Below are 20,936 nucleotides of genomic sequence, written 5' to 3'. Positions count from 1 at the left end.
AAAAGGGAGTTGAGGAGGACGCTCAGCGACAACAGCGGGAGCGCAGCCGGTCTGTACCCACGGTGCGCTCCTTCCTGTCGGACCGGCCCACCGGGCCGGTGGCTACCGATGTTCACCGATGCGTCGAGCGTTCCACGGGGTCAGGTCCCGGATCAAGCCTTGCCAAATGATGGGATCATCCGTTCACGCGAGGGTGCGCTGCCGCAACACCGCCGACATGCTCTGTTCGCGATCACACCCATATCCTGGAAATCCCACCGCAGTTGACCCCATATGAGCCACTCCCGAAGAGGTGCGCGATGCCCGCCAGCCCCGGAACCCTCCAGTCACCACCGGCCGGCGCCCAGGCAGTGCACCGAGCACTCGGGCTGCTGCACTGCTTCCACGACAACGGCCCCGACCTCAGCGCCTCCGAACTCGCCCGCCGGATGGGCCTGTCCGTCTCCACCGCGCACCGCCTGGCCCGCACCCTGGTCGTCACCGGCTTCCTCGACCAGGACGAGCGCACCGCCCGCTACCGGCTCGGCCCGGCCGTCGCCGAACTCGGCCAACTCACCTTCCACCAGCGCGGCTTGCACCTGGCCGGCCCCGAACTCGACCAGCTCGCCCGCCGCACCGGCACCACCGCCGACCTCGCCATCCGCTCCGGCCTGCACGCCGTCATCCTGGTCGGCGGCTCCGTCCTGCCCTCCACCGGCCTCGGCCTGCGCCGCCCGCTGCACTCCACCGCCCTCGGCAAGGTGCTGCTCGCCTGGCCCTCCCCCACCGAGAGCCCGCTGCCAGGACCGCTCCCCGCCTACACCGACCGCACCCTCACCGACCCCGCCGCCCTCGACGCCGAACTCGCCCTCACCCGCGAACGCGGCTACGCCCTCAACGACGGCGAATCCGCCCCCGGCATCCGCACCCTCGCCGTCCCCGTCCTCGACGCCACCGCCACAGCCCGCTTCGCCCTCGCCCTCCGCTCCACCCCCGCCCACCTCACCCTCGATACCCTCCCCCACACCCTCGCCCAGGCCCACACCTGCGCCCGGGCCCTCGCCGTCCTCCTCCTCCCCCCGGACGAACGCTGACCGGCCGCGGGCCTCACTGCTGACCGGGCGCCGGAACCTCGACCGTCCCGAGGCCTTCACGGCGCACCCGCTCCGTCCCCCACGCGCCGAGCGGCCCGAGCGCGCGGTTGAGGGTGCGTCCGTCCTCGGTCAGCGAGTACTCCACCCGGGGCGGCACCTGGGCGTACACCTCGCGATGGACCAGCCCGTCCTCCTCCAGTTCGCGCAGGTGCTGCGTCAGCATCTTCTCGCTCACCCCCGGTAGCGCGCGCCGGAGTTCGGCGAAGCGGCGCACTCCGTGGGTGTCCAGCTCCCAGAGGATGAGGCCCTTCCACTTGCCGCTCACCACGTCGAGCGCGGCGTCGATGCCACAGATGTACGGGCCCCGTCGTGGCGCCTTGGCCATCGCCAACTCCCCTTACTAAAAGGTAAGTACCGCAGAAAATAGTGGGTACTTCCGAGAGTAGCGGCGCTCTCCGAGCATGGAGGGGTGAACGAACACCAGAAGCTCAGCGCAGTCACCGTGATCGGACTCGGCCCGATGGGCCAGGCCATGACCCGCACCCTCCTCGCCGCCGGCCACCCCGTCACGGTCTGGAACCGCACCCCCGCCCGCGCCGCCGACCTGATCGCCGCCGGGGCCACTCTCGCCGCGACGCCCGCCGAAGCGGTGCAGGCGAGCGGCCTCACCGTCCTCAGCCTCACCGATTACCGGGCGATGCACGACATCCTCGACGACGCCACCCCCGCGCTCGCCGGCCGCACCCTGGTCAACCTCAGCTCCGACACCCCCGACCGCTCCCGCGAGGCGGCCACCTGGGCGGCCGAGCACGGCGCGAACTTCCTCACCGGCGGCGTCATGGTCCCGGCGCCGATGGTCGGCACACCGGCGGCCCACGTCTACTACAGCGGCGACCCGCAGCTCATGGAACGCCACACGGCCGTGCTGGAACTGCTCGGAACACCCAGGTACCTCGGCACCGACCCGGGCCTCGCCCAGATGATGTACCAGGCCCAACTCGCCGTGTTCCTCGGCACCTTGTCCGCTCTGATGCACGCCACCGCGATGCTCGGCACGGCCGGCATGAAGGCCGCCGAGGCGCTGCCCGAACTGCTCGCCTCCGCCGACCAGACCGGCGCCATCCTGCGGGCCGTCGAAGCGACCCCCGGCACGGCCCTCGACGCGGGCGAACACCCCGGCCACCTCAGCACCGTCACCATGATGGGCGCCACCGCCGACCACATCGTCGAGACCAGCACCTCCCTCGGTCTCGACCTCGCCCTCCCGCTGGCCGTCCAGGCCCACTACCGGCACGCGATCGACAACGGCCACGGCAGCGACAACTGGACCCGCATCATCGACGCCATCCGCGCACCGCACTGACAACTCCCGTCGGCCGGGCGCGTGTTCGCGCCCGGCCCGGATCGAATCCGCGGCAAGTAGCCGTACTCATGACGCGCGACGGGGCCCCACCAGCATGGCCGCATGGTGCACTGGGTCCTGGCGGGCCTGCGGGAAGTGCCCCTCCCCCCGCCGACCTGGCCGACCTAACCGACCTGACTGGCCTTCCCGGCCGACGCAGAGTCCTCAGCCCTCGACCGGACGGCGCCCCCAGGCCGAGATCAACGGCGCCAACGTCAGGTCGAGTTCGCCCGCTTCGATGGAAGCCAGGTGTGCGTCGATCTCCGCGTTGTCCGCCAGGCGGGCCGCGAGCAGTTCGCCGCGCACGTGCCGAATGGTCGCCGCCTCCAGCCGGTTGCAGGCCGGCCCGCCGACCGGGAACGTGCCCGCAGCGGCCACGTCCACCAACCCGGCCTCACGCAGTATCCGCGGCAGCGTCCGCCCGAAGCTCAGGTCCGCACCGCGACCCGACAGCAACTCCCGGACCCCGCCGCGCAGCCGGTTGGCCCGCCGCTGCGCAGGACCGCTGTCGTCCAGGCACGCCAGCGGCTGAAGGGCCGTGTCGGCATCCTCGATCAGCAGCCAGCCACCGGGCCGCAGCGCCGCCACCATCGTGGCCAACGCCCGGGCCCGGTCCGGCAGATGGACCAGCACGAGCCGGGCGTGCACCAGGTCGAACGTCCCCGGCTCCGGCGCCGGATCGGCGACGACGTCGTGCCGACGCACCTCGTACCCCTCGCCGTCCTTCAGCCACGACGGGTCGATGTCCGTGGCCAGCACGTACCCGGTCGGCCCGACAGCCGCCGCAAGCGCCTCCGGAATACCCGGGCCACCCGCCCCCACCTCCCAGCAACGCGACCCGGCCCCGATCCCCAGCCGCCCGAAGTGCCCACGCGTCACACCGTCGAACAGCTCGGCCAGCCAAACGAATCGCTCACCCGCCTCCGCCCGCGCGTTGTCCAGCAGGTACCCACGGGCGGGAGCGCCGTCGGTCGGATCCGGTCGGTCACCGTCATGCGAAGAGGTCATGCCTCCATGGTCAACCTTCCCGGGCCACCGGCGCCACGACGACAGGAGAGGGATGCCTCACACTCCGAACACGCTCGCCTGACAGACCGTCACGAACCGGACGCCATCCCGAACGGCTGCTCGCCTCGCCCGGGACGGTCCCCGGCCTCACCTATCCCGGCTCCGCCGCGATCAACTCCAGCTCCGCCCCCTCGAGTTCCACCTGGCCCGCCCCCGCCCTTCCGCTGCCGTACGGATCCGAACACAGCGCCCGACCGCCCAACAGCCCGTCGAAGTGCCCGGCCTTGGCCGCATCACACAGGTCCGCCCACTCGTCCGGCGGCAGGACGAAAATCTTCCGCGGGTCCGTTGCGAGCGCCAGGGCCACCCCGTCCCCGGTCTCGGCAACCAACAACCCGTCCGGATCCTCGCCGACCGCCTGCCACGCCAACCCCGGATGCCCGTGCGGGTAATACTCGACCGGTTCCATGCGCGCGTTCCACCCTTCCCACGCAGCCTCGTCGACCTCGACCCAAACCCGCTCCCACCGCCCGGAATTGGCGTGCCCAAACCGGTCACCCAGGTCGAGCACCCGGCGAATGGCGGGCGTCACCTCCTCCGCGACACGTAACGTCACCCTGACCCCGCCACTCAGCGACTCCGTCGCGACGGCCGGACGCCCGCCCAACTCACTCAGCGCGTCCGCGATCCAACGAGCCCGCCGGCGGCCCGCATCCACCCCATCACCCATGGCCATCCGCCGATTCTCCTTCGGGCCTGCCACTACACCGACGCCCGACCGGCGCCGCCGATGCGCGAGTTGCGATTCCGCAGCCGGACACGCTCCGCCAGATCGAGCGCGACGTCCTCGGCCTTCGCGCCCCATTCCAGCCCGCCACCGACCGGCCTGATCCGGATCTCGCCCCGGAACACCCCCACGAACGTCCCACGCCGGACATCCGTACAGCCGTCCAGCATCACGGTCTCCACCACCGGAGTGCCGAATCGCAGAACTCTCAGCAACTCCAGGCCAGGGATTTGACTGTCCGTCATATTTCTTGCTCCGCGCCTTCGTTGTGCCCAGCCGTCAACTACTCTCTGTGCGTCAAGGATCGACAGGACGGCGTAGGATCTCCAGACCTTGACCGTTGACGGTTCCGGTGCGTCAAAAGGGGGACAGCCATGGAGATGGAACAGGAAGTCGACGCCGTCACCTCCCCGGCCCTGCGATTCGGCCGGGAGCTCAGCAGGTCACGCGAGGCTCACGGCTGGTCGCAGGTGAACTTGGCGCGGCGCATGGGGTATTCGAACGGCCTGATCTCGTACATCGAACGAGGGAAGAAGGCCATCACCTTTAACTTCGCGGTAAAAGCCGACGAAGTGTTCGAGTCCGGCGCCAGGTTCCAACAGCTGTGGCGGCAGTACAGCAACGCCAGCCTGCTGGAGGGCTTCACGGAGTTCACCGAGGAGGAGGCCCGGTGCCGCATGCTGCGGACCTTCCAACTGTTCGTCGTACCCGGTCAAATCCAAACTCTCGCCTACGCTTCTGCGCTGGCCACCGCGGCGGTGCGACGCGGAGAGATCTCCCAGGATCGGGCTGACGCGCAAGTGTCGTTCCTGGCGTCCCGGCAGCGCCTGCTGCACGAGCGGCCCAACCCACCGCTCATCCATGCTGTGATGGACGAGGGCTGCCTCCGCCGGCCGGTGGGCGGACGGGAGGTGATGGCCGCTCAACTGGCGCACCTGGAGGAGTTGGCGGAGCGACCCAACGTCGTCCTGCAGATCGCCCCGTTCGACCTCGCCGAAGCCGTACCGTTCCTGAGGCCAGTGGTCCTGCTCACGCTCCCGGACCGCTCAGTGATCGGGTACGCAGAGTCCCAGGCCCGAGGACACGTCGAGCGCAATCGGGACATCGTGGCAGCTTGGTCCAGAAGGTACGATCTGCTCCAGGTGGAGTGCCTGTCCTCAGTTGCTTCACTCGCCATGATCCGTGCAGCTCGAGAGGGACTCGCATGACCAGCAACCAGCAGGACCAGGCGCGTTGGGTGAAGAGCACGTACAGCGGCGATGGCGGGGATTGCGTCGAGCTGGACATGGCCCACTTCGGACTGGTCCGCGACAGCAAGGACCCCCGCGGCCCCCGCCTCCGCTTCACCCCTGAGGCCCTCACCGCCTTCCTCACCGCCACCGCCTCCGGCGCATTCCACTCGAAGGACCTGGCGTGACCAACACCCAGCAGGACCAGGCGCGTTGGGTGAAGAGCACGTACAGCGACAACGGCGGGGATTGCGTCGAGCTGGACATGGCCCACTTCGGACTGGTCCGCGACAGCAAGGACCCCGAAGGACCCCGCCTCCACTTCACCCCCGAGGCGCTCACCGCCTTCCTCACCGCCACCGCCAACGGCGCGTTCGGCCGTATCTGACTGAGCGTCATCACCAAGGCCCGCCCCGGACATTCGTCGTCCGGTGCGGGCCGTCGAGTTTCCGGGATGGCGGCCTCACCTACTGCGGCGAGGGCCGGCGGCGACTACTCGCTGAGGGCCTCCAGGCGGAACTTCTGGTTGTCGCCGCCCTTCCAGTCCCACTGGAGCGCACCCGCGCCGTTGTCCATGCTCGGGCCCCCGATGTCGAGGACCTTGCCGCTGTACTTCGACACCAGCCGGTAGTAGCCGTCACCGACCGACTCGATCCGCCACTTCTGGTTGTCGCCGCCCTTCCAGTCCCACTGGAGGACGCCCGCGCCGTTGTCCATGCTCGGGCCGCCGACGTCCAGCACCTTGCCGCTGTACTTCGACACCAGCCGGGCGAGGGCGGGGATTCCGGAGTTCGGCGTCGGCACCGGCTCGCTGGAGGGGTACTGTGCGTGGTGGAACGCGTCGCCCTCGAACTTGAGTTGGGAGCCCACCACGGTGCCGTCCGCCCGCAGGGTCCGCAGGCCGTAGGAGGCGACCCAGAGGGCTCCGGCGGTGTTCTTGGGGGTGACCAGCCGGCGAGTGACGGTCCGGGAGCGGAACTCGGAGACCGAGGTGGAGGACTCGTAGCCCAGTTCGGCGCTCACGCTCGCGCTGACGGTCGCGCCCGTCCCGAAGATCTTGACGCCGACCTCCGCGCTCACCGAGACGCCGGTGTTCCGGCTGAAGGTCTCGCTGCTGGTCTTCTCCACGCCGACCGTCACCGCGTCCTCGACGGTCTGGTCGGTTTCGGTGCGGTTGTCGTTGAACAGCAGCAGCGACCACCACACCCGCCGCTCGATCGTGTAGTACGGCGAGTTCTCGATCCGCCAGGCCAGCGACTTCGCGTCGTCGCGCACCGCGGTCAGCGGCACCCGCACGCTGTGGTCGGTCACGGCGGGCGTGGACTGCGCCGGCCGGGTGCGCCCGGTCAGCGCCGGGGTCGCTGCGGACAGTTCGGTCCGGTCGCCGGGCAGGGGCAGCCACAGCGCGTACAACTCGGGCGCGACGGACGGCTTGTCGTACCCGGCGAGCGCGACGAACGACTCGGGGGTGATCACCGCCTTGGTGGCGCCCGGCGTCTCGTCGACGAACTGGTCTGGGGCGCTGATCTTCCAGGCGCTGAAGTCGTACTTGCCGCCGCCGCCCGAGTCACTCCAGATCAGGTCGCCCGCAGGCGCGGGCACCACCAGGTCCTCCCGGACGCACATCACCAGGTCCGGCGACGGCTCGTCATGGCCGTAGACGAAGACGTTTCCCAACGGCCGGTAGCCGGGCGGCGGAACCGGCCGCCAGCAGGAGCCGTCCGTGCCCCCGGTGCCGGTGTCGTTCCAGACCCACTCGTAGCCCTTCGGGCGGGCCAGCGCACCGCCGACCGTTCCGGCCGCCTCGCGCACGCAGAGCGCGCGACATTCCCGTTGGGGTCGGTGAGGCCGGAGAAGCCGATGCTGCCGAGGACGTGGAACCCCTCCGGCGGCACCGGGTGGTAGAACGAGCCGCTCAGCGTGGTGCGCTTGCTCCTGCTGTCCAGGCCCAGCTTGAACGTTGTGGTGTAGGTGATCTCCAGATCCCCGAACCGCGCGAAGGAAGTTGACATGACGAAGCAGCGCCCCTTTTCGACAGAGCATCACCAACTACGCTCCGCACGCCACCCGCTACCATCCGCATCCGGACCGGCTTCGCGAAAGATCCCGCGCACCCATCGCCGCCCCCGCCCCGCAATGACGCGCCTCGCCGCCTACCTCTTCCTGCCGTTCCGCGCCAGCACCCTCGTCGTGGTCGTCGGACTCGGCCCGCTCACCCTCCTGCGCCCCCTCGCCATCGCCGCCGCCTGCCTCAGCGCACTCCTCAACGGCGGCGGCTGGGCCTCCCTCCTGGTCGGCGCAGTGGCGGGCGCAGCAATGCTGTCCGTCGAACCCCTCGTCCACCACCGCTGGTACCGCCCTGCCGCCCACACCGCATCCGGCAACACCGTCGCCGGGCACTGACGGCACTGCTCGCCAGGATCGCCGCCCTGGACTGAGCCACCGCGTCAACGGGCGGACGCGAGCCGCACCTTCACACCCGGCGCACCCGGCCGAGGGGCTGCCCACTCCCCGGACGTATCGGCCAACTCGCCTGAACCCGCTACGAGTTCACCAACCGACCGAGTCGTAGAAGTACTCGATCCCGTGCTCCTCGCCCTGGCCGAACAGCGGATCGATCTTCGCCAGCCCGAAGTACCGCCGGACGGTCGGGTCCCAGTCGTGCTCGTGGAGCCGATCGACCATGGCGCGATAGCGCGCGGACGTGATCGGCGGCCCGGTCTGCACCGCGATGCGCTCGTCGCCCCTGAGGAACATCAGGGCCTCGTGCTCCAGGACGGTGATCAGGACGAACGCCGCCGCACGCACGATCGCGTCGGGTGACTTCACCTGCGCGTAGTACGTCGGCAGTCCCGCCCGAACGGCCGCGGTGGTGCGGGACGCGAAATCCTCGCTGCCCGGGCAGCTCTCCGCCCCCGACCACCCGCCACCGCCGAGGTCCACCAGGAACCCCAGCGCCATCGCCCGCACCACGGCCGGCCCGGAGGAGCCGAGCCGGATCAGGTGCGGCACCACGGCCTCGGCCGGCAGCAAGTACCCGCCGGAATGCGAGTGGTAGACCAGGTCGTACAGGCGGTCGGCCCATCTGCGGGCCTGTGCGAGGTCCGTCGCGGCCGCCAGCCCGCGCAAGGCCTCGGGGATGTCCACCCCACCACCCGGGTAGTGGTCGGGACCGCTACAGAGGTGCGCCCAGCTGGCAGCGGCGAGATCGAGCTGTTCCGGCTCGATGGCGACGAGCTCGACCTCGAACCCGTCGGCATTCTCCAGATAGGCGGCGTAGGTCTGTTCGCCGCCGGCGTGCGGGTGACGGTCGGGGAACATCAGGGTCCAGCCGTGCTGCGCGGCCTCGCCGACCAACGCGTCCACCGCACCCCGGCCCTGGACGTGGAACGCCAGGTGGTTCAGCCCGGGCCGGCACCGGTCGTGCTGGTCGGCGGTGAGCGCCCGGGACCGCTCGAAGACCAGGTACGTCGTCCCGAGCCGCCAACTGCGGCCGTCGCCCCAACTCTGGAACGGCGTCCAGCCCAAGGCGTCCAGCAGCCAGCCGAAGCAATCGACGGCACGGTCGAGATCGGGCACCCAGATCTCGACGTGGTGCAGCATTCCGGTGGTCGGGCGGGTCATGCGGCCCCTCATCATCGGTGGTCTCAACGGCCCCGGGCCGCACGCGCGCGGACCCCGGCATTCTAGGCCGCCGGACCAACCCCGCGTCAGCACCACCAGCCCCCGCGCACACGCGAACTGGCCTCCGACTGCTGCCGAAAGGCCAGTTCAACGTAAGGACGTCGCCGCCCCGGCTCAGCCGAGGATGTCCAGCATCGCCGCCTCGACCAGGTCGGCGACGTTGCGGTGGCCGCGCGCATTGGGGTGCACGAAGGACAGCTGGTCGGGCGGCGTGATGAACCCCTCCACCCACTTACTCGCGTCGCAGACACTGTGCTCCGCCGAGGACTCGTACAGGTCGACGAAGTCGGCGGCCTCCTGGGTGCCCGTCGACTTCTCGATGATCCGGTTGAGCGGTTCCAGGACGTCCTGCCGCAGCCAGTCCAGGTCGCCCTGGGTGATGGTGCCGAACTGCGTCAGGTCGCCGTAGCGGCACTTGGCGGTGTCCTTGGGGAAGATGGTGGGGAAGCCGACGGCCAGGATCTTCGCGCGCGGGGCGCGCTCGTGGAGCACGGCGAGCATCCGGTCGTACTCCCTGCTCACCCTGTTCAGCCGGTCCGGGACGCTCGCGCCCAACTCGTCCTTGCAGGGGGTGCCGGCGCCACCGGTCCCCTGGCCCAACTCCGGGCACTTGACCAGGAAATCGGCGAATCCGAGGGTGTTGCCGCCCACGCCGACGGTGATCACGTCGGTGTCCGGTCCCACCGCCGCGGACTGGGGCGGCACGGCGGGGAACGGGTAGTCCGGGTCCTCGGAGAAGGGCGGGAAGTGACGGCCGATCGGCTCCTGAGGCTCGTCGGTGACGTTCTCGATGGTCGCGGCGGTGCAGCTGACGTTGGTCAGCTCGAAGAGCGAACCGAAGTCGCGCTCGATGAGCTGAGGATAGGACTGGTCGGTGCGCTCGCAGCCGTCGCGCGGGATCTCGAAGACCTCACCGGCGGCCCGGATGAACCCGGCGGTGTACGAGTCGCCCAGGGCGACCCACTGACGGTCCGCCGCAGCAGCGGGTTGCGCCGCGACGAACTGCGCGGGAACGACGGTGCCGGCGGCGAGCGCCGTGGCCGAGCCGAGCAGGGCCAGACGATTGCGGAAGTTTGCCACGAATCCTCCAGGGATACGGCGTTGATGACGCTTTGACCAGCCGAATCGTCACTATACGCACGCGGTCCAACTCCGAGGGTGACATCTATCCGCCCCGGAACCACGCCCCCCCCGCCCGACCGCCCGACCGCCCGACCGCCCACAACGGAACGACGGCCCGCACCCTGCGGTGCAAGCCGTCGTTCCGTTGCGTCCCGGCCCGTCAGGCCACCGGCGCGTACTTGTAGCCGACCCGGCGGACCGTGACGATGGTGTCGCGGTAGGCGGCGCCGAGCTTGCGGCGGAGGCGCGCGACGTGGACGTCGACGGTGCGGCCGTCGCCGACGTGGCCGTATCCCCAGACGGTGTGCACGAGTTGGTCGCGGGTGTGGACCCGGTGCGGGTGCTCGGTGAGGTGGGCGAGCAGCTCGAACTCGAGGTAGGTGAGGTCGAGCAGGGCGCCGTCGACGTACGCGTTGCGGCGGTCGAGGTCGACGGAGATGCCGCTCTCGGCGGGGCGGGTGAAGGGCCGGACCGGGGCGGCGGCCACCACGGGAGCGGGCGCGGGAGCGACCTTCTCGGCGGGCACCAGCACCAGGTACCCGACCAGCGGGCTGTTCGCGCCGGCCCCGAGCTGCGCCAACAGGCCCTGCGGCAGCACGGATTGGGGCAGCGCGGCGACGACGGCGGCGCCGTCCTGGAGTCCGGCCAGCAGGCTCTCGGGGGCGATGGCGGGCGCGGGCCGGGTCATCGCGGCCGGGGCGGCGACCCGCCGGTACTCGGCGTCGAGGGGCTGGTTCGGCAGGGAGTGGTTGTGGTTCGGCAGGGTACGGACCGCTCGCAGGTGCGGGGTCGCGGTGGCGGCGTAGGACATTCGAGGGCTCTTTCGCGCGTGACGGTCGGTGGGTGGTCGTCGTCTGCGCTTCCGGCGCGCCGGCGCTGACGGGTCGGTCAGTGCGGCAGGCGGGAGACGCGGGGTACGCGCCGACAGGTCTGGTCGAAGTGGTGGGCCTGGCGCGGGGGCCAGAACGGTTCGAGAAGTACGCGAGGATTCACAGGGCGGCTCTCCGGAGCACGACGGGTCGGCGAAAAACGCACAGAACCGCCACCACACCTACGGGCAAAGGGTGATGACGGTGCGTCAGCGACAGCAGGCGCTGTAGATCAGACCGTGGTCGATGTACCGGCGGACGGTCAGCACGGGGAGGACGGAGACGCGGACCGCTTCGGTCATGGTCCTGCTCCTCCCCCGGTGCGGTGTCGAGAACCCGCGACGAACGGCGGGCACGAGTACGAGACTTCCACGCCACGTGCCCGGAAGGCAACCCACTGCACCGCCCGGTCCGCACGCCAAGACAGAAACCATCCACCATCCGGACGCCAACGCCCTGACCTGCAAAAATGCGACCAGTACTACAGTCGCACTCCGACCCGCTCGGCGGCGTGCTGCACCAGCCGGATCAGCAACTCCTTGCCGTCCTCGCGCCGCCGCGCGTCGCACAGCAGCACCGGCACGCTCTCCGGCAGGTCGAGCGCGGCGCGGACGTCCTCGGGCGCGTACACCTCGGTGCCCTCGAAGCAGTTGACGGCTACCACGAACGGGATGTCGCGCTGCTCGAAGTAGTCGACGGAGGGGAAGGAGTCGGCGAGCCGCCGGGTGTCGGCGAGCACGACCGCGCCGAGGGTGCCGCGCGCGAGTTCGTCCCAGACGAACCAGAAGCGGTCCTGGCCGGGGGTGCCGAACAGGTAGAGGGCGAGGCCGGGCTTGAGGTCGATGCGGCCGAAGTCCATGGCGACGGTGGTGGTCCGCTTGTCCTCGACGCCGGCGGTGTCGTCGACCGGGCGGCCGCGCTCGCTGAGCGTCTCCTCGGTGCGCAGCGGCCGGATCTCGCTGACCGCGCCGACCAGGGTGGTCTTGCCCGCGCCGAAGCCGCCGGCAATCAGGATCTTGACCGCGTTGGCGGCCCAAGGAGCCTTGCGGGTAGCGGAAGTTGACGCCGCGTCAGGGGCGTCAGAGTGCACGGAGGCCATTGATCACGTCTCGCAGCAGTCGCTCGTCCGGTTGCTGGGCGAGCTGGAAGGGTCGGGTGACGCTGATCAGGTCGGCGTCGTGGAGGTCGCCGAGCAGGACCCGGACCACGCTGACCGGCAGGTCCGTGTAGGAGCCCAACTCGGCGACGCTGAGGGGCTCTTCGCAGCAGAGCTGGAGGATGGCGTGGTGCTCGGGTCCGATCGGGAGGTCGGCCGGGACGCCGCCGGGGGCGAGGTACTCCCCGGCGGCGGTGACCAGCGAGATCAGGTCGAACAGGCCGTCGTCGACCGGCCGGGCGCGTCCTCTGGTCATCGAGAACAGCCGGACCATCGGTCCGGCGTCGTCGTCGAACCAGCGGTTGTCCACCGGCGTGCGGGGCACGAACAGGTCGATCGGCGTATCGTCGGCCGACGCCTCGTCCGCGCTCTCACCGCCGGGGTCGGCCGGGGCGGTGGCCTCGGTCGGCTCGGTCGGCTCGGGCTCGCTCATCTAACCAGTCAACTCCTCGGCTCGGCGGCCAGGTGCTCCCCGACGCGCTTCACCAACAGTGCCATCTCGTAGGCGATTTGGCCCACATCGGATTCGGCATCGCTGAGCACGGCCAGGCAGCTGCCGTCGCCGGCGGCGGTGATGAACAGGAAGGCCTCGTCCAGTTCGACCATGGTCTGCCGGACGCCGCCGACCTGGAAGTGCCGGCCGGCGCCCTTGGCGAGGCTGTGGAAGCCGGCGGCGACGGCCGCCAGGTGCTCGGCGTCCTCCCGGCCGAGGCCGCTGGAGACGCCGGTGGCCAGGCCGTCGCTGGACAGGATTACCGCGTGCCGAAGGGTCGCGACGCGGCCGACCAGGTCGTTGAGGAGCCAGTCGAGGCTCCCGGACGGCGGTGTTGTTGCGGTCATGATTCGGTTCCTTCTGCTGGTGCGGGCGGTGCGTCCGGCGGCTGGTGCGCCGGGGGGACGGAGCGGACGGGGGCGGCCGGCAGCGCGGGTGGCACCGGCGCGGAGGGGAGCGCGACCCGCAGCCGGGGCGGGCGGCCGGGCTGCGGCACGGCCGGCGCGACCCGCGCGCCGGAGCGGTCACCGGGCGCGGCCGGGTCGGGCTCGGAACGGACGACGGTCAGCGAGGCGGGCTGCAACCGGTCGCCGCGGCCGCGGGCGAAGCCGCGCTGGAACGAGGCGAACGCGGAGCGGGCCTCCTCGGGGCTGCGCTCGCGGGCCGACTCGGGGGTCTCGGGGCCGGCGCCGGCCCGAAGTTGGGGCGCGAGGCTGGCCTGCCGGACCCGGCGCGGCAGCAGCCCCCCGGCCACCGGCGTGAGCGGCGTGACGGGCGCACCGGACGACGGAGCGGGCACCGCGGCCACCGCAGCGGGAGCGGCGGGCTCGGCGTCCTCGGTCCGCCGGTGCCGCCCCGTCCCGGATGCGCCCTCAACGGCCGCTTCCTGTCCGGGAGTTCGCCGTCGCGGCAGCCCGCCGGGCTTCGCGGACGGGTCGGCGGCGGACGGGCGCGGCCCGCCGAGCACCTTCGCGGGCGCGGCATGCGCGGGCGCGGCGTGCGCGCGGCCGGGTTCGGCGGTGCCGGTGGCCCGGCGGTGAGTGGCGTCGTCGGCGGCGGGGCGGGCCCCGTCGGGGGCCATCTCGGCGGCGTCGGCGAGGAGTTCGCGCGGGATCAGCACCACGGCGGAGGTGCCGCCGTACGGGGAGGGCCGCAGGTGGACCCGGATGCCGTGCCGGCGGGCCAGCCGGGAGACCACGAACAGGCCCAGCCGGTCGGTGTCGGCGAGGTCGAACTCCTGCTCCACGGCGAGGCGTTGGTTGATCTCGCCGAGGTGCTGCTCGTTCAGTCCGAGGCCGCGGTCGTCGATCTCCAGGCAGAAGCCGTGCGCGACCACCTCGCCCTGGACGGTGACCTGGGTCTGCGGCGGGGAGAACACCGTGGCGTTCTCGACGAGTTCGGCGATCAGGTGGGTGACGTCGGCGACGGCGGAGCCGAGCAGTCCGGTGCCGGGGAACGGCCGGACGATGACCCGGGCGTAGTCCTCGACCTCGCCGACGGCGGCGCGCACCACGTCGACCATCCGGACCGGCTTGCGCCAGGCGCGGCCGGGCGAGCCGCCGGAGAGGATGATCAGGCCTTCGGCGTGCCGGCGCATGCGGGTGGTGAGGTGGTCGAGCCGGAACAGGTCTTCGAGTTCGCGCGGGTTCTCGGTGCGGCGCTCCATGGTGTCGAGCAGGGTGAGCTGACGGTGCAGCAGCACCTGGGAGCGGCGGGCCAGGTTGACGAAGACGGCGGAGACGCCGCGGCGCAGCTGGGCCTGTTCGACGGCGGCCTCGACGGCGACCCGCTGCACCTCGTTGAAGGCGCGGCCGACCTGGCCGATCTCTCCGGTGCCGAAGTCGAGTTGGGGGACTTCGGCGACCACGTCGACCTCTTCGCCGAGGCGCAGCCGGTGCATCACGGAGGGCAGTCGGTTGGCGGACAGGTCGGCGGCGGCGTTGCGCAGGCCGACGAGTTCGCGCACCAGGCGGCGGCCGATGCGGTAGGAGACGGCGATGGAGATCACCACGGCGAGCAGGCCGACCAGGCCGGCGACGCCGCCGCGCAGCAGGGAGTTGACGGCGTAGGCGTGGGCCTGGTCGCCGATCTTGGAGGCCAGGCGGGCGTTCATGGTGGCGATGTCGTTGAGGACCCGGTCGGCGTTGTCGCCCCAGTTGTCGACGGGGCCGCCGCGGACTTCGGCGGCCCGGTCGGTGGCGTTGTCGAAGCCGGTTTCGGCGAGGGTGAGGGCGTGCCAGGCCTCGCTGTTGCGCAGTTCGATGTAGTCGTGCTGGTCCTGCGGGTCGAGTTCGGCGACGTAGACCCGGAACAGGGTCTGCTGGGCGTGCATGGCGTCCAGCGCGATCTGCTGCTTGCGGATGTCGGTGGCGGCGGTGGCGGTTCCGGCCCGCAGGGCGCGCATCGCGGCGGTCTCCTGGGCCAGGTAGTCGGTGGCCCGGGTGAGTTCGACCAGCAGGGTGCCCTGGCGGGGCAGTGCGCCGCTCTCCTTGGCGACGAAGGAGGATCGGAAGGCGAAGACCGGTCCGATCAGGGCGCTGTAGTCCTTGAGCGCGCCGTCCCAGCTGGATTGGTGCTGGCCGATCTGGCTTCGGACGGCGGCGAGTTCGTCGGCGGACGCGATGAGGTCGTGGAGGCGGGCGCGCTGGTCGCCGTCGAGCTTGCCGGCGTCGCGGCTGCCCGCCTGGTAGCGCAGCAGTTGCAGGTCCCGGTCGGTGACGGTCTGGGACTTCAGGTAGGAGTCGGTGTAGGCCTTGTTGGCGGGGTCGGCGAGGCGCAGCACGGCGGCGGTGCGTTCGATGCGCAGGTCGTCGACGTACTGGTCGGCGGGGCCGCCGAAGGCCGTGTAGGTGTCGCTGAGGTCGAGTTGGTTCCACACGCCGCTGGTGGTGATCAGTGTGGAGTAGGCCCACAGGCCGCCGAGCGCCACGATGGGCACCAGGAGCAGCGCGATGATCCTCGCGCGGATCGAGCTGCGGCGCAGGCGCATGTGGGTCCTCTGGTGGTCCTCGGTCGGTGTGGTCGCCGGGCACGAGCGGCCGGGGGCAGGAATGAGCATGAAGAGGTACGGAGGGGTACGAGAGCCGCGAGCCTACTACTTACTGACCGTCCGTTCGTAGGGTGAATTTGCATCGTGATCGTGTGGTGTCCGTATCGTCCTTTAATTTCCTCACCAGCGTCCTTCAGTGCCCCCACCTGCGGCACTGTGCCCGGTGCGCGGTGTCGTCGGGCGGTGACTCTGGGCAGCACCGCGTCGATCGGGTAGCTTCGCCGGTGCCGCCCTCCGCCTGTGCGATCCGGGGCGGGGATCGGCGGAACGGGGGTACCGTGCGAGAGATCAGCAGCCCCGCGCTCGGCAGCTCGGCGGTGACCGGCGGGCTGGCCGACTCGGTGTTCGACCGGGCCGAGCGCGAACCGCGGCTGGTGCAGTTGTCCCGCTGGGCGGACGGCGTCTGGCGGCCGGTGACGGCCGTTCAGTTCCGCGACGAGGTGCTGGCCCTCGCCCGGGGTCTGCTCACCCGCGGGGTGCGCTACGGCGACCGGGTCGCGGTGATGTCCTCCACCCGCTACGAGTGGACGCTGTTCGACTACGCGCTCTGGTCGGTCGGGGCGATCCCGGTCCCGGTGTACCCGACGGCGGCGCCCGAACAGGTGCGCTGGATCCTGGCCGAGACCTCGGCGGTGGCCTGCGTGGTCGAGGACGAGGACCAGGCGATGACGGTCGGCGCGGTCTGCGACGCGCTGCCGGCGCTGACCGGCATCTGGCAGCTCGACCGGGGCTGCGTCGAGCAGTTGATGGCCGACGGGCAGGAAGTGCCGAACGCCCTGGTGCACCGTAGACGGGTCGGGGTGACGCCGGATTCGCTGGCCAGCGTCATCTACACCTCGGGCACCACCGGCCGTCCGAAGGGCTGTCTGCTGACCCACGGCAACTTCGCGGCGGTGGCGGACGCGGTGCTGGACGGCTGGGCGGAGGTGTTCTCCGACACCGGCGGCGACCAGCCCGCCACCTTGCTGTTCCTGCCGCTGGCGCACGTGTACGGCCGGCTCACCCAGGTCGCGGCGATCCGCGGCGGCATCCGGATCGGCCACCACGCCAAGCTGGCGGCGGACAGTCTGCTGCCGGCCCTGGCTGCGTTCCGGCCGACCTTCCTGCACGCGGTGCCGTACATCTTCGAGAAGATCCACCGCCGGGCCCGGGAGGCCGCCGAGGCGTCGGGCCGGCTGGAGACCTTCCTGCAGGCCGAGCAGGTGGCGATCGAGTGGGCGACGGCCTGGGAGCGCCGGGCGCACCGCAAGGGCCCCGGCCCGTCCCCCGCGCTGCGGCTGCGGCACGCCGCGTACGAGCGCCTGGTGTACCAGCGGGTGCGGGCCGTGCTCGGCGGCCGGGTGCGCTCGGTGATCTCCGGCGGGTCCATGCTGGGGCGGGAGTTGGCGCTGTTCTTCGCGGGCGCGGGCATGACGGTGTACGAGGGCTACGGCCTGACCGAGACGACCGCCGCGATCACCGCCAATCCCCCGGACCGGCCCAGATTCGGCACCGTCGGCCGCCCGGTGCCGGGCGCGGCGGTGGCGATAGCCGAGGACGGCGAGGTGTGGGTGCGCGGCGCCGGCGTGTTCTCCGGCTACCTCAACCATCCGCGCTGTACGCAAGAGGCGCTGCACGGCGACTGGTTGGCCACCGGCGACCTCGGTTCGCTGGACGAGGACGGCTACCTGACATTGACCGGCCGCAAGAAGGAGGTGATCGTCACCTCCAGCGGCAAGAACCTCGCCCCCGCGATCCTGGAGGAGCGGGTGCGGGCCCATCCACTGGTCGCCCAGTGCCTGGTGGTGGGCGACAACCGGCCGTACCTGGCCGCGCTGATCACCCTCGACCCGGTGGCCCTCGCGCACTGGCTCAAGTCCCGCGGCCGCCCGCAGCTGGACATTCACGGGGTGCTCACCGACCACGAGCTGCACCAGGAGGTGCAGCGGGCCGTGGCCGCCGCCAACACCACCGTCTCGCGCGCCGAGTCGATCCGGGCCTTCCGCTTGCTGCCGCACGAATTCACCCTGGACGACGGCCTGTTGACGCCCTCGCTGAAGATCCGCCGAGCAGCGGTGGCGGACCGCTACGCGCAGGACATCGACGAGCTGTACGCCGGCTGAACGGCCGGCCCGTTCCGGACTCCGACGCTCCGTCATCAACGCAACCGCAACGCACGGCCCGGCGGTTGACCGATCTCCGACAGCCCCCTTGACCGCCGGGATTGGTCCAGTCCATTGTGTGCACCTGGCCCGGTGCGGCAGGGCCGCGACCGACCCCCGTCCCCTCCGGGAGTCACGTCTTCTCTCCTCCCCCACACTGGAGTTGATCCGTGCTCAGTTCCGCACGCCGCCGTCTCGCGACGGCTGCCGCCGCCACCGTGCTGGCCGCCCTCGCCACCGCCCCGGCCGCGCACGCCGATGCCCCGGCCGCACACGCCGATGCCCCGGCCGCGCACGCCGGCGCCCCGACGAACACGGCTGCCGACGCCCCCGCGGTCAACCTGGCCACCAACCCTGGATTCGAGATCCCCACCCTCCCGCTCGCCGACTGGGGCTCCATCCCCGGCTGGCACTGCGCGGCCGGCGAGGGCGCCGTCACCACCGCGGCCCGCACCGGCGGCTCCGCGCTGGCCATCACCCCGGCCTCCGCCGACTCCACCGGCCAGTGCACCCAGACCCTCGCGGTGCGCCCCAACACCAGCTACACCTACCGGGCTTGGGTGCACGGCTCGTACGCCTTCATCGGCGCCACCGGCACCGGCCACGACGTCCCGCCGGCCTGGACGGCGTCCACCGGCACCGGCTGGCAGCAGCTGTCCACCACCTTCACCACCGGCGCCGCCACCACCTCCGTGCAGCTGTACGTGCACGGCTGGTACGGCCAGGGCCCGATCGCGGTGGACGACGTCAGCGTCACCGGCGACACCCCCGCGCCCGCGTACGCCACCTGGAACGCGCCGACCTCGGACAAGGTGGTCTTCCTGACCATCGACGACGGCTGGTTCCGCACCCCCGAGGCCGCGCAGCTGATCGCCGACCGCAGGCTCCCGGTCACCGCGTTCCCGCTGCCCATGCCGGAGGGCTTCGAGCAGGACTACTTCAGCCGGATCACCGCCGCGCCCGGCTCCTCCATCCAGGACCACACCGTCTCGCACCGCGACCTGACGACGCTGTCGCTCGCCGAGCAGCAGGCCGAGATCTGCGACGCCCGCGACGCGGTCACCGCCCGCTACGGCACCACGCCGACGATCCTCCGCCCGCCGTACTTCGCCTTCGACGCCAACTCCCAGCAGGCCGCCGCGAACTGCGGCATCAAGTACCTGCTGACCGCCACCGCCGACTTCACCTCCGGCGCCTCGAACGTCTACCACGGCGGCCCGCTCCAGCCCGGCGACGTGATCATCCTGCACTTCACCGACACCCTGGCGAGCGACCTCCAGCGCGCCCTGGACGCGGCCGCCGCGGCCGGCCTGAAGCCCGCCGCGCTGGCCGACTACCTTCACTGACCCTCGCCGCCGCGCGGATAAGGCTGACGTATTGTCAGTCCGTGGCGGTTCACGAACACCGGTGTCCGGGCCCCTCCCATGGGCCCGGACACCGGCTCACGCGTCCCTCACGGACAAGCGGCTGCTCCGGGGATCAGACGCCCGCGGAGAAGCTCGGCAGGTAGCCGTACGCCTGGCCCGAGGAGTTCGGGTGGTAGCTGTCGCTGACCGGCAGCGTGGTGCTGTTCAGCCACTGCGAGGACGAACCGCAGATCTCGTGGGTCGAGAAGATCGTCCGGACGTCCTTGAAGGTGAACCCGGCCGCCGCAACCTGCTTGGAGATCACCGAGTCCAGGGTGTCCGCTGCGCCGTTGATCGCGGTCCGCTTGGTGTCCGAGATGCCGACGATGCAGTTGCCCGGCACCTGGTACAGGTGCGGGTAACCCAGCACCACCACGTGCGCGTTGGGCGCCTTCGCCTTGATCTGCGAGTACAGGTTGGAGAGCTTGCCCGGCAGCGTGTTGGTGGCGTAGCTCTTCGCCGTGTTCACGGCGCTCAGACACGAGGCCTCGCTGCTCAGCACACAGGTCTGCATGGTCGACGCGAAGCCGGCGTCGTTGCCGCCGATGGTGATCGAGACCAGGGTGGTCGTCGAGCTCAGCGAGCTGATCTGGTTGGCAAGCACGTCGTTGGTGGTCGCACCCGAGCAGGCGACGAACTTGAACGACGTCGGGGCGTGGGCGTTCTTCCACAGCTGCGGGTAGGCGTTGGTGCTGCGGCTGCAGCTGCCGCTCTCGCTGGTGTAGCTGCCCGAGCCGACACCGGCCGAGTAAGAGTCGCCGAGCGCCACGTAGTTGACGCCGGCGGCGCTCGCCTGGGTGGCGGCGGCAAGGGTGGCGATGGACAGGGCTGCCGCGGTGAGAGCGACGGTTACGGCGCGAACGCGAGTCATCTTTCCTCCAATGAGTGATGCAGGCCACACATTGGATACCAGCCAGTAGCCTCGTGGGGAAGCGGTCATGCCAAAGAATTTGACGAACACTCATCCAACGGACACCTGAAAATCGCTACGCGCGGAGACCCACCCCTGACCTGGGCTGCGGAAATTCCCTCCAGCCCCCTCCCGAACGCCCGATCACCCGATTTTTCACCTGACGCACCGTCAACTCCCGCCCCATCTCCGAGCGCGACGACGGCGTGACACTCCGTGCCCGGCTTCCGGGTCAACGTGCCGACACGCGCCGCCACTTGAACGCACCCGACGCCGAACTCCGGACACTGGACGGCGATTTCCGGACGCCTGGTCCGGGCCATCAGCGGCGAGGCGCCGGCCGGCGCGCAACACTTCCCTGCTCGCCCCGCCCGCCACCGCCGAGCAGCGCACCGCGACCGGACCTGGCACCCCCGTCGAACGACAGGCGCGAGCCCCGACGGTTCGTCGCCCACCTGTCCGACTCCACCGATCGCGACGATCACGCCCTGTGTCGACACCCCCGAGCAGGTTCGTCACGGTCCGAAGTCACCCGCTCGTCGAAATCCGCCCGCCCGCCACGGAAATCACAAATGCCCACCGGATTTCCGAAGAAATTCCGCCGCCC

At 71.1% G+C, this 20,936-nt stretch carries 20 protein-coding genes and 1 pseudogene; 8 read left to right on the top strand and 13 right to left on the bottom strand.

Going from position 1 to position 20,936, the window contains the following annotated elements:
• Positions 1 to 299: 299 nt before the first annotated feature.
• A complete protein-coding gene (locus ACIHEI_RS12240) occupies positions 300 to 1,073 on the top strand; it encodes an IclR family transcriptional regulator (RefSeq protein WP_396606548.1) in 774 nt (257 codons plus the stop codon).
• Between the two features lie 13 nt (positions 1,074 to 1,086).
• Here the strand turns inward: ACIHEI_RS12240 and ACIHEI_RS12235 are convergent, their stop codons facing one another.
• Complete coding sequence (locus tag ACIHEI_RS12235) at positions 1,087 to 1,458, bottom strand: winged helix-turn-helix transcriptional regulator (protein WP_396606547.1); 372 nt, start codon at positions 1,456 to 1,458, stop codon at positions 1,087 to 1,089.
• A 135-nt stretch (positions 1,459 to 1,593) separates the two neighbouring features.
• Here ACIHEI_RS12235 and ACIHEI_RS12230 point away from each other — a divergent pair, with 135 nt between their 5' ends.
• Positions 1,594 to 2,436 carry an NAD(P)-dependent oxidoreductase gene (locus ACIHEI_RS12230; RefSeq protein ID WP_396606752.1) on the top strand — a complete coding sequence of 281 codons (843 nt, stop codon included), beginning with the start codon at positions 1,594 to 1,596 and terminating at the stop codon, positions 2,434 to 2,436.
• A gap of 204 nt (positions 2,437 to 2,640) precedes the next feature.
• Here ACIHEI_RS12230 and ACIHEI_RS12225 read toward each other — a convergent pair whose 3' ends face one another.
• The 3 genes from ACIHEI_RS12225 to ACIHEI_RS12215 all read right to left on the bottom strand — a co-directional run bounded on the left by ACIHEI_RS12225 (position 2,641) and on the right by ACIHEI_RS12215 (position 4,515).
• Entirely contained in the window at positions 2,641 to 3,483 is an 843-nt protein-coding gene (locus ACIHEI_RS12225) for a methyltransferase domain-containing protein (protein ID WP_396606546.1), read from the bottom strand.
• Between the two features lie 151 nt (positions 3,484 to 3,634).
• Positions 3,635 to 4,219: a hypothetical protein gene (locus ACIHEI_RS12220; protein ID WP_396606545.1), complete on the bottom strand. Its 585-nt coding sequence runs from the start codon at positions 4,217 to 4,219 to the stop codon at positions 3,635 to 3,637.
• A gap of 26 nt (positions 4,220 to 4,245) precedes the next feature.
• Entirely contained in the window at positions 4,246 to 4,515 is a 270-nt protein-coding gene (locus ACIHEI_RS12215; RefSeq protein ID WP_396606544.1) for a hypothetical protein, read from the bottom strand.
• Between the two features lie 129 nt (positions 4,516 to 4,644).
• Between ACIHEI_RS12215 and ACIHEI_RS12210 the strand changes: the two genes are divergently transcribed.
• From ACIHEI_RS12210 to ACIHEI_RS12200, 3 genes are read left to right on the top strand one after another with little or no spacing between them, the layout of a single operon-like run.
• Positions 4,645 to 5,478, top strand: a complete 834-nt coding sequence (locus tag ACIHEI_RS12210) for a helix-turn-helix domain-containing protein (RefSeq protein WP_396606543.1) — start codon at positions 4,645 to 4,647, stop codon at positions 5,476 to 5,478.
• On the top strand, positions 5,475 to 5,687 hold the full coding sequence (locus ACIHEI_RS12205) for a DUF397 domain-containing protein (protein WP_396606542.1): 213 nt from the start codon (positions 5,475 to 5,477) through the stop codon (positions 5,685 to 5,687). The genes ACIHEI_RS12210 and ACIHEI_RS12205 overlap by 4 nt, the downstream gene beginning before the upstream one ends.
• A complete protein-coding gene (locus ACIHEI_RS12200; protein ID WP_396606541.1) occupies positions 5,684 to 5,887 on the top strand; it encodes a DUF397 domain-containing protein in 204 nt (67 codons plus the stop codon). The genes ACIHEI_RS12205 and ACIHEI_RS12200 overlap by 4 nt, the downstream gene beginning before the upstream one ends.
• Positions 5,888 to 5,991: 104 nt before the next feature.
• Here ACIHEI_RS12200 and ACIHEI_RS12195 read toward each other — a convergent pair whose 3' ends face one another.
• Positions 5,992 to 7,311: an RICIN domain-containing protein gene (locus ACIHEI_RS12195; RefSeq protein ID WP_396606540.1), complete on the bottom strand. Its 1,320-nt coding sequence runs from the start codon at positions 7,309 to 7,311 to the stop codon at positions 5,992 to 5,994.
• 324 nt (positions 7,312 to 7,635) lie between these two features.
• Here ACIHEI_RS12195 and ACIHEI_RS12190 point away from each other — a divergent pair, with 324 nt between their 5' ends.
• Entirely contained in the window at positions 7,636 to 7,902 is a 267-nt protein-coding gene (locus ACIHEI_RS12190; RefSeq protein WP_396606539.1) for a hypothetical protein, read from the top strand.
• Positions 7,903 to 8,721: 819 nt separating this feature from the next.
• Here ACIHEI_RS12190 and ACIHEI_RS12185 read toward each other — a convergent pair.
• The 7 genes and pseudogenes from ACIHEI_RS12185 to ACIHEI_RS12155 all read right to left on the bottom strand — a co-directional run.
• Positions 8,722 to 9,102: pseudogene (locus ACIHEI_RS12185) on the bottom strand (VOC family protein); the annotation flags it as partial.
• Positions 9,103 to 9,297: 195 nt separating this feature from the next.
• Positions 9,298 to 10,263: an SGNH/GDSL hydrolase family protein gene (locus ACIHEI_RS12180; protein ID WP_396606538.1), complete on the bottom strand. Its 966-nt coding sequence runs from the start codon at positions 10,261 to 10,263 to the stop codon at positions 9,298 to 9,300.
• Between the two features lie 202 nt (positions 10,264 to 10,465).
• Complete coding sequence (locus tag ACIHEI_RS12175; RefSeq protein ID WP_387859624.1) at positions 10,466 to 11,116, bottom strand: winged helix-turn-helix domain-containing protein; 651 nt, start codon at positions 11,114 to 11,116, stop codon at positions 10,466 to 10,468.
• A 539-nt stretch (positions 11,117 to 11,655) separates the two neighbouring features.
• A complete protein-coding gene (locus ACIHEI_RS12170; RefSeq protein ID WP_387859622.1) occupies positions 11,656 to 12,273 on the bottom strand; it encodes an ATP/GTP-binding protein in 618 nt (205 codons plus the stop codon).
• Positions 12,254 to 12,763 carry a DUF742 domain-containing protein gene (locus ACIHEI_RS12165; protein WP_396606537.1) on the bottom strand — a complete coding sequence of 170 codons (510 nt, stop codon included), beginning with the start codon at positions 12,761 to 12,763 and terminating at the stop codon, positions 12,254 to 12,256. The genes ACIHEI_RS12170 and ACIHEI_RS12165 overlap by 20 nt, the downstream gene beginning before the upstream one ends.
• An 8-nt stretch (positions 12,764 to 12,771) precedes the next feature.
• Positions 12,772 to 13,170 (bottom strand): roadblock/LC7 domain-containing protein, encoded by a 399-nt coding sequence (locus tag ACIHEI_RS12160; protein ID WP_387634770.1) that lies wholly within the window; start codon positions 13,168 to 13,170, stop codon positions 12,772 to 12,774.
• Positions 13,167 to 15,812: a nitrate- and nitrite sensing domain-containing protein gene (locus ACIHEI_RS12155; protein ID WP_396606536.1), complete on the bottom strand. Its 2,646-nt coding sequence runs from the start codon at positions 15,810 to 15,812 to the stop codon at positions 13,167 to 13,169. The genes ACIHEI_RS12160 and ACIHEI_RS12155 overlap by 4 nt, the downstream gene beginning before the upstream one ends.
• A gap of 338 nt (positions 15,813 to 16,150) precedes the next feature.
• Between ACIHEI_RS12155 and ACIHEI_RS12150 the strand changes: the two genes are divergently transcribed.
• Together ACIHEI_RS12150 and ACIHEI_RS12145 are read left to right on the top strand one after the other, a co-directional pair.
• Positions 16,151 to 17,974 carry an AMP-dependent synthetase/ligase gene (locus ACIHEI_RS12150; RefSeq protein ID WP_396606535.1) on the top strand — a complete coding sequence of 608 codons (1,824 nt, stop codon included), beginning with the start codon at positions 16,151 to 16,153 and terminating at the stop codon, positions 17,972 to 17,974.
• Positions 17,975 to 18,183: 209 nt separating this feature from the next.
• Complete coding sequence (locus tag ACIHEI_RS12145; RefSeq protein ID WP_396606534.1) at positions 18,184 to 19,359, top strand: polysaccharide deacetylase family protein; 1,176 nt, start codon at positions 18,184 to 18,186, stop codon at positions 19,357 to 19,359.
• Between the two features lie 133 nt (positions 19,360 to 19,492).
• On the opposite strand, the gene ACIHEI_RS12140 is transcribed toward ACIHEI_RS12145, so the two are convergent.
• Positions 19,493 to 20,290, bottom strand: a complete 798-nt coding sequence (locus tag ACIHEI_RS12140; RefSeq protein ID WP_387634781.1) for an SGNH/GDSL hydrolase family protein — start codon at positions 20,288 to 20,290, stop codon at positions 19,493 to 19,495.
• Positions 20,291 to 20,936 lie beyond the last annotated feature (646 nt).

Origin of the sequence: Kitasatospora sp. NPDC051984, from assembly GCF_044593455.1 — a bacterium.
Classification (GTDB): domain Bacteria; phylum Actinomycetota; class Actinomycetes; order Streptomycetales; family Streptomycetaceae; genus Kitasatospora.
The sequence above is the reverse complement of the archived record's forward strand: the minus strand, read 5'-3'. Positions and strand labels throughout refer to the sequence as shown.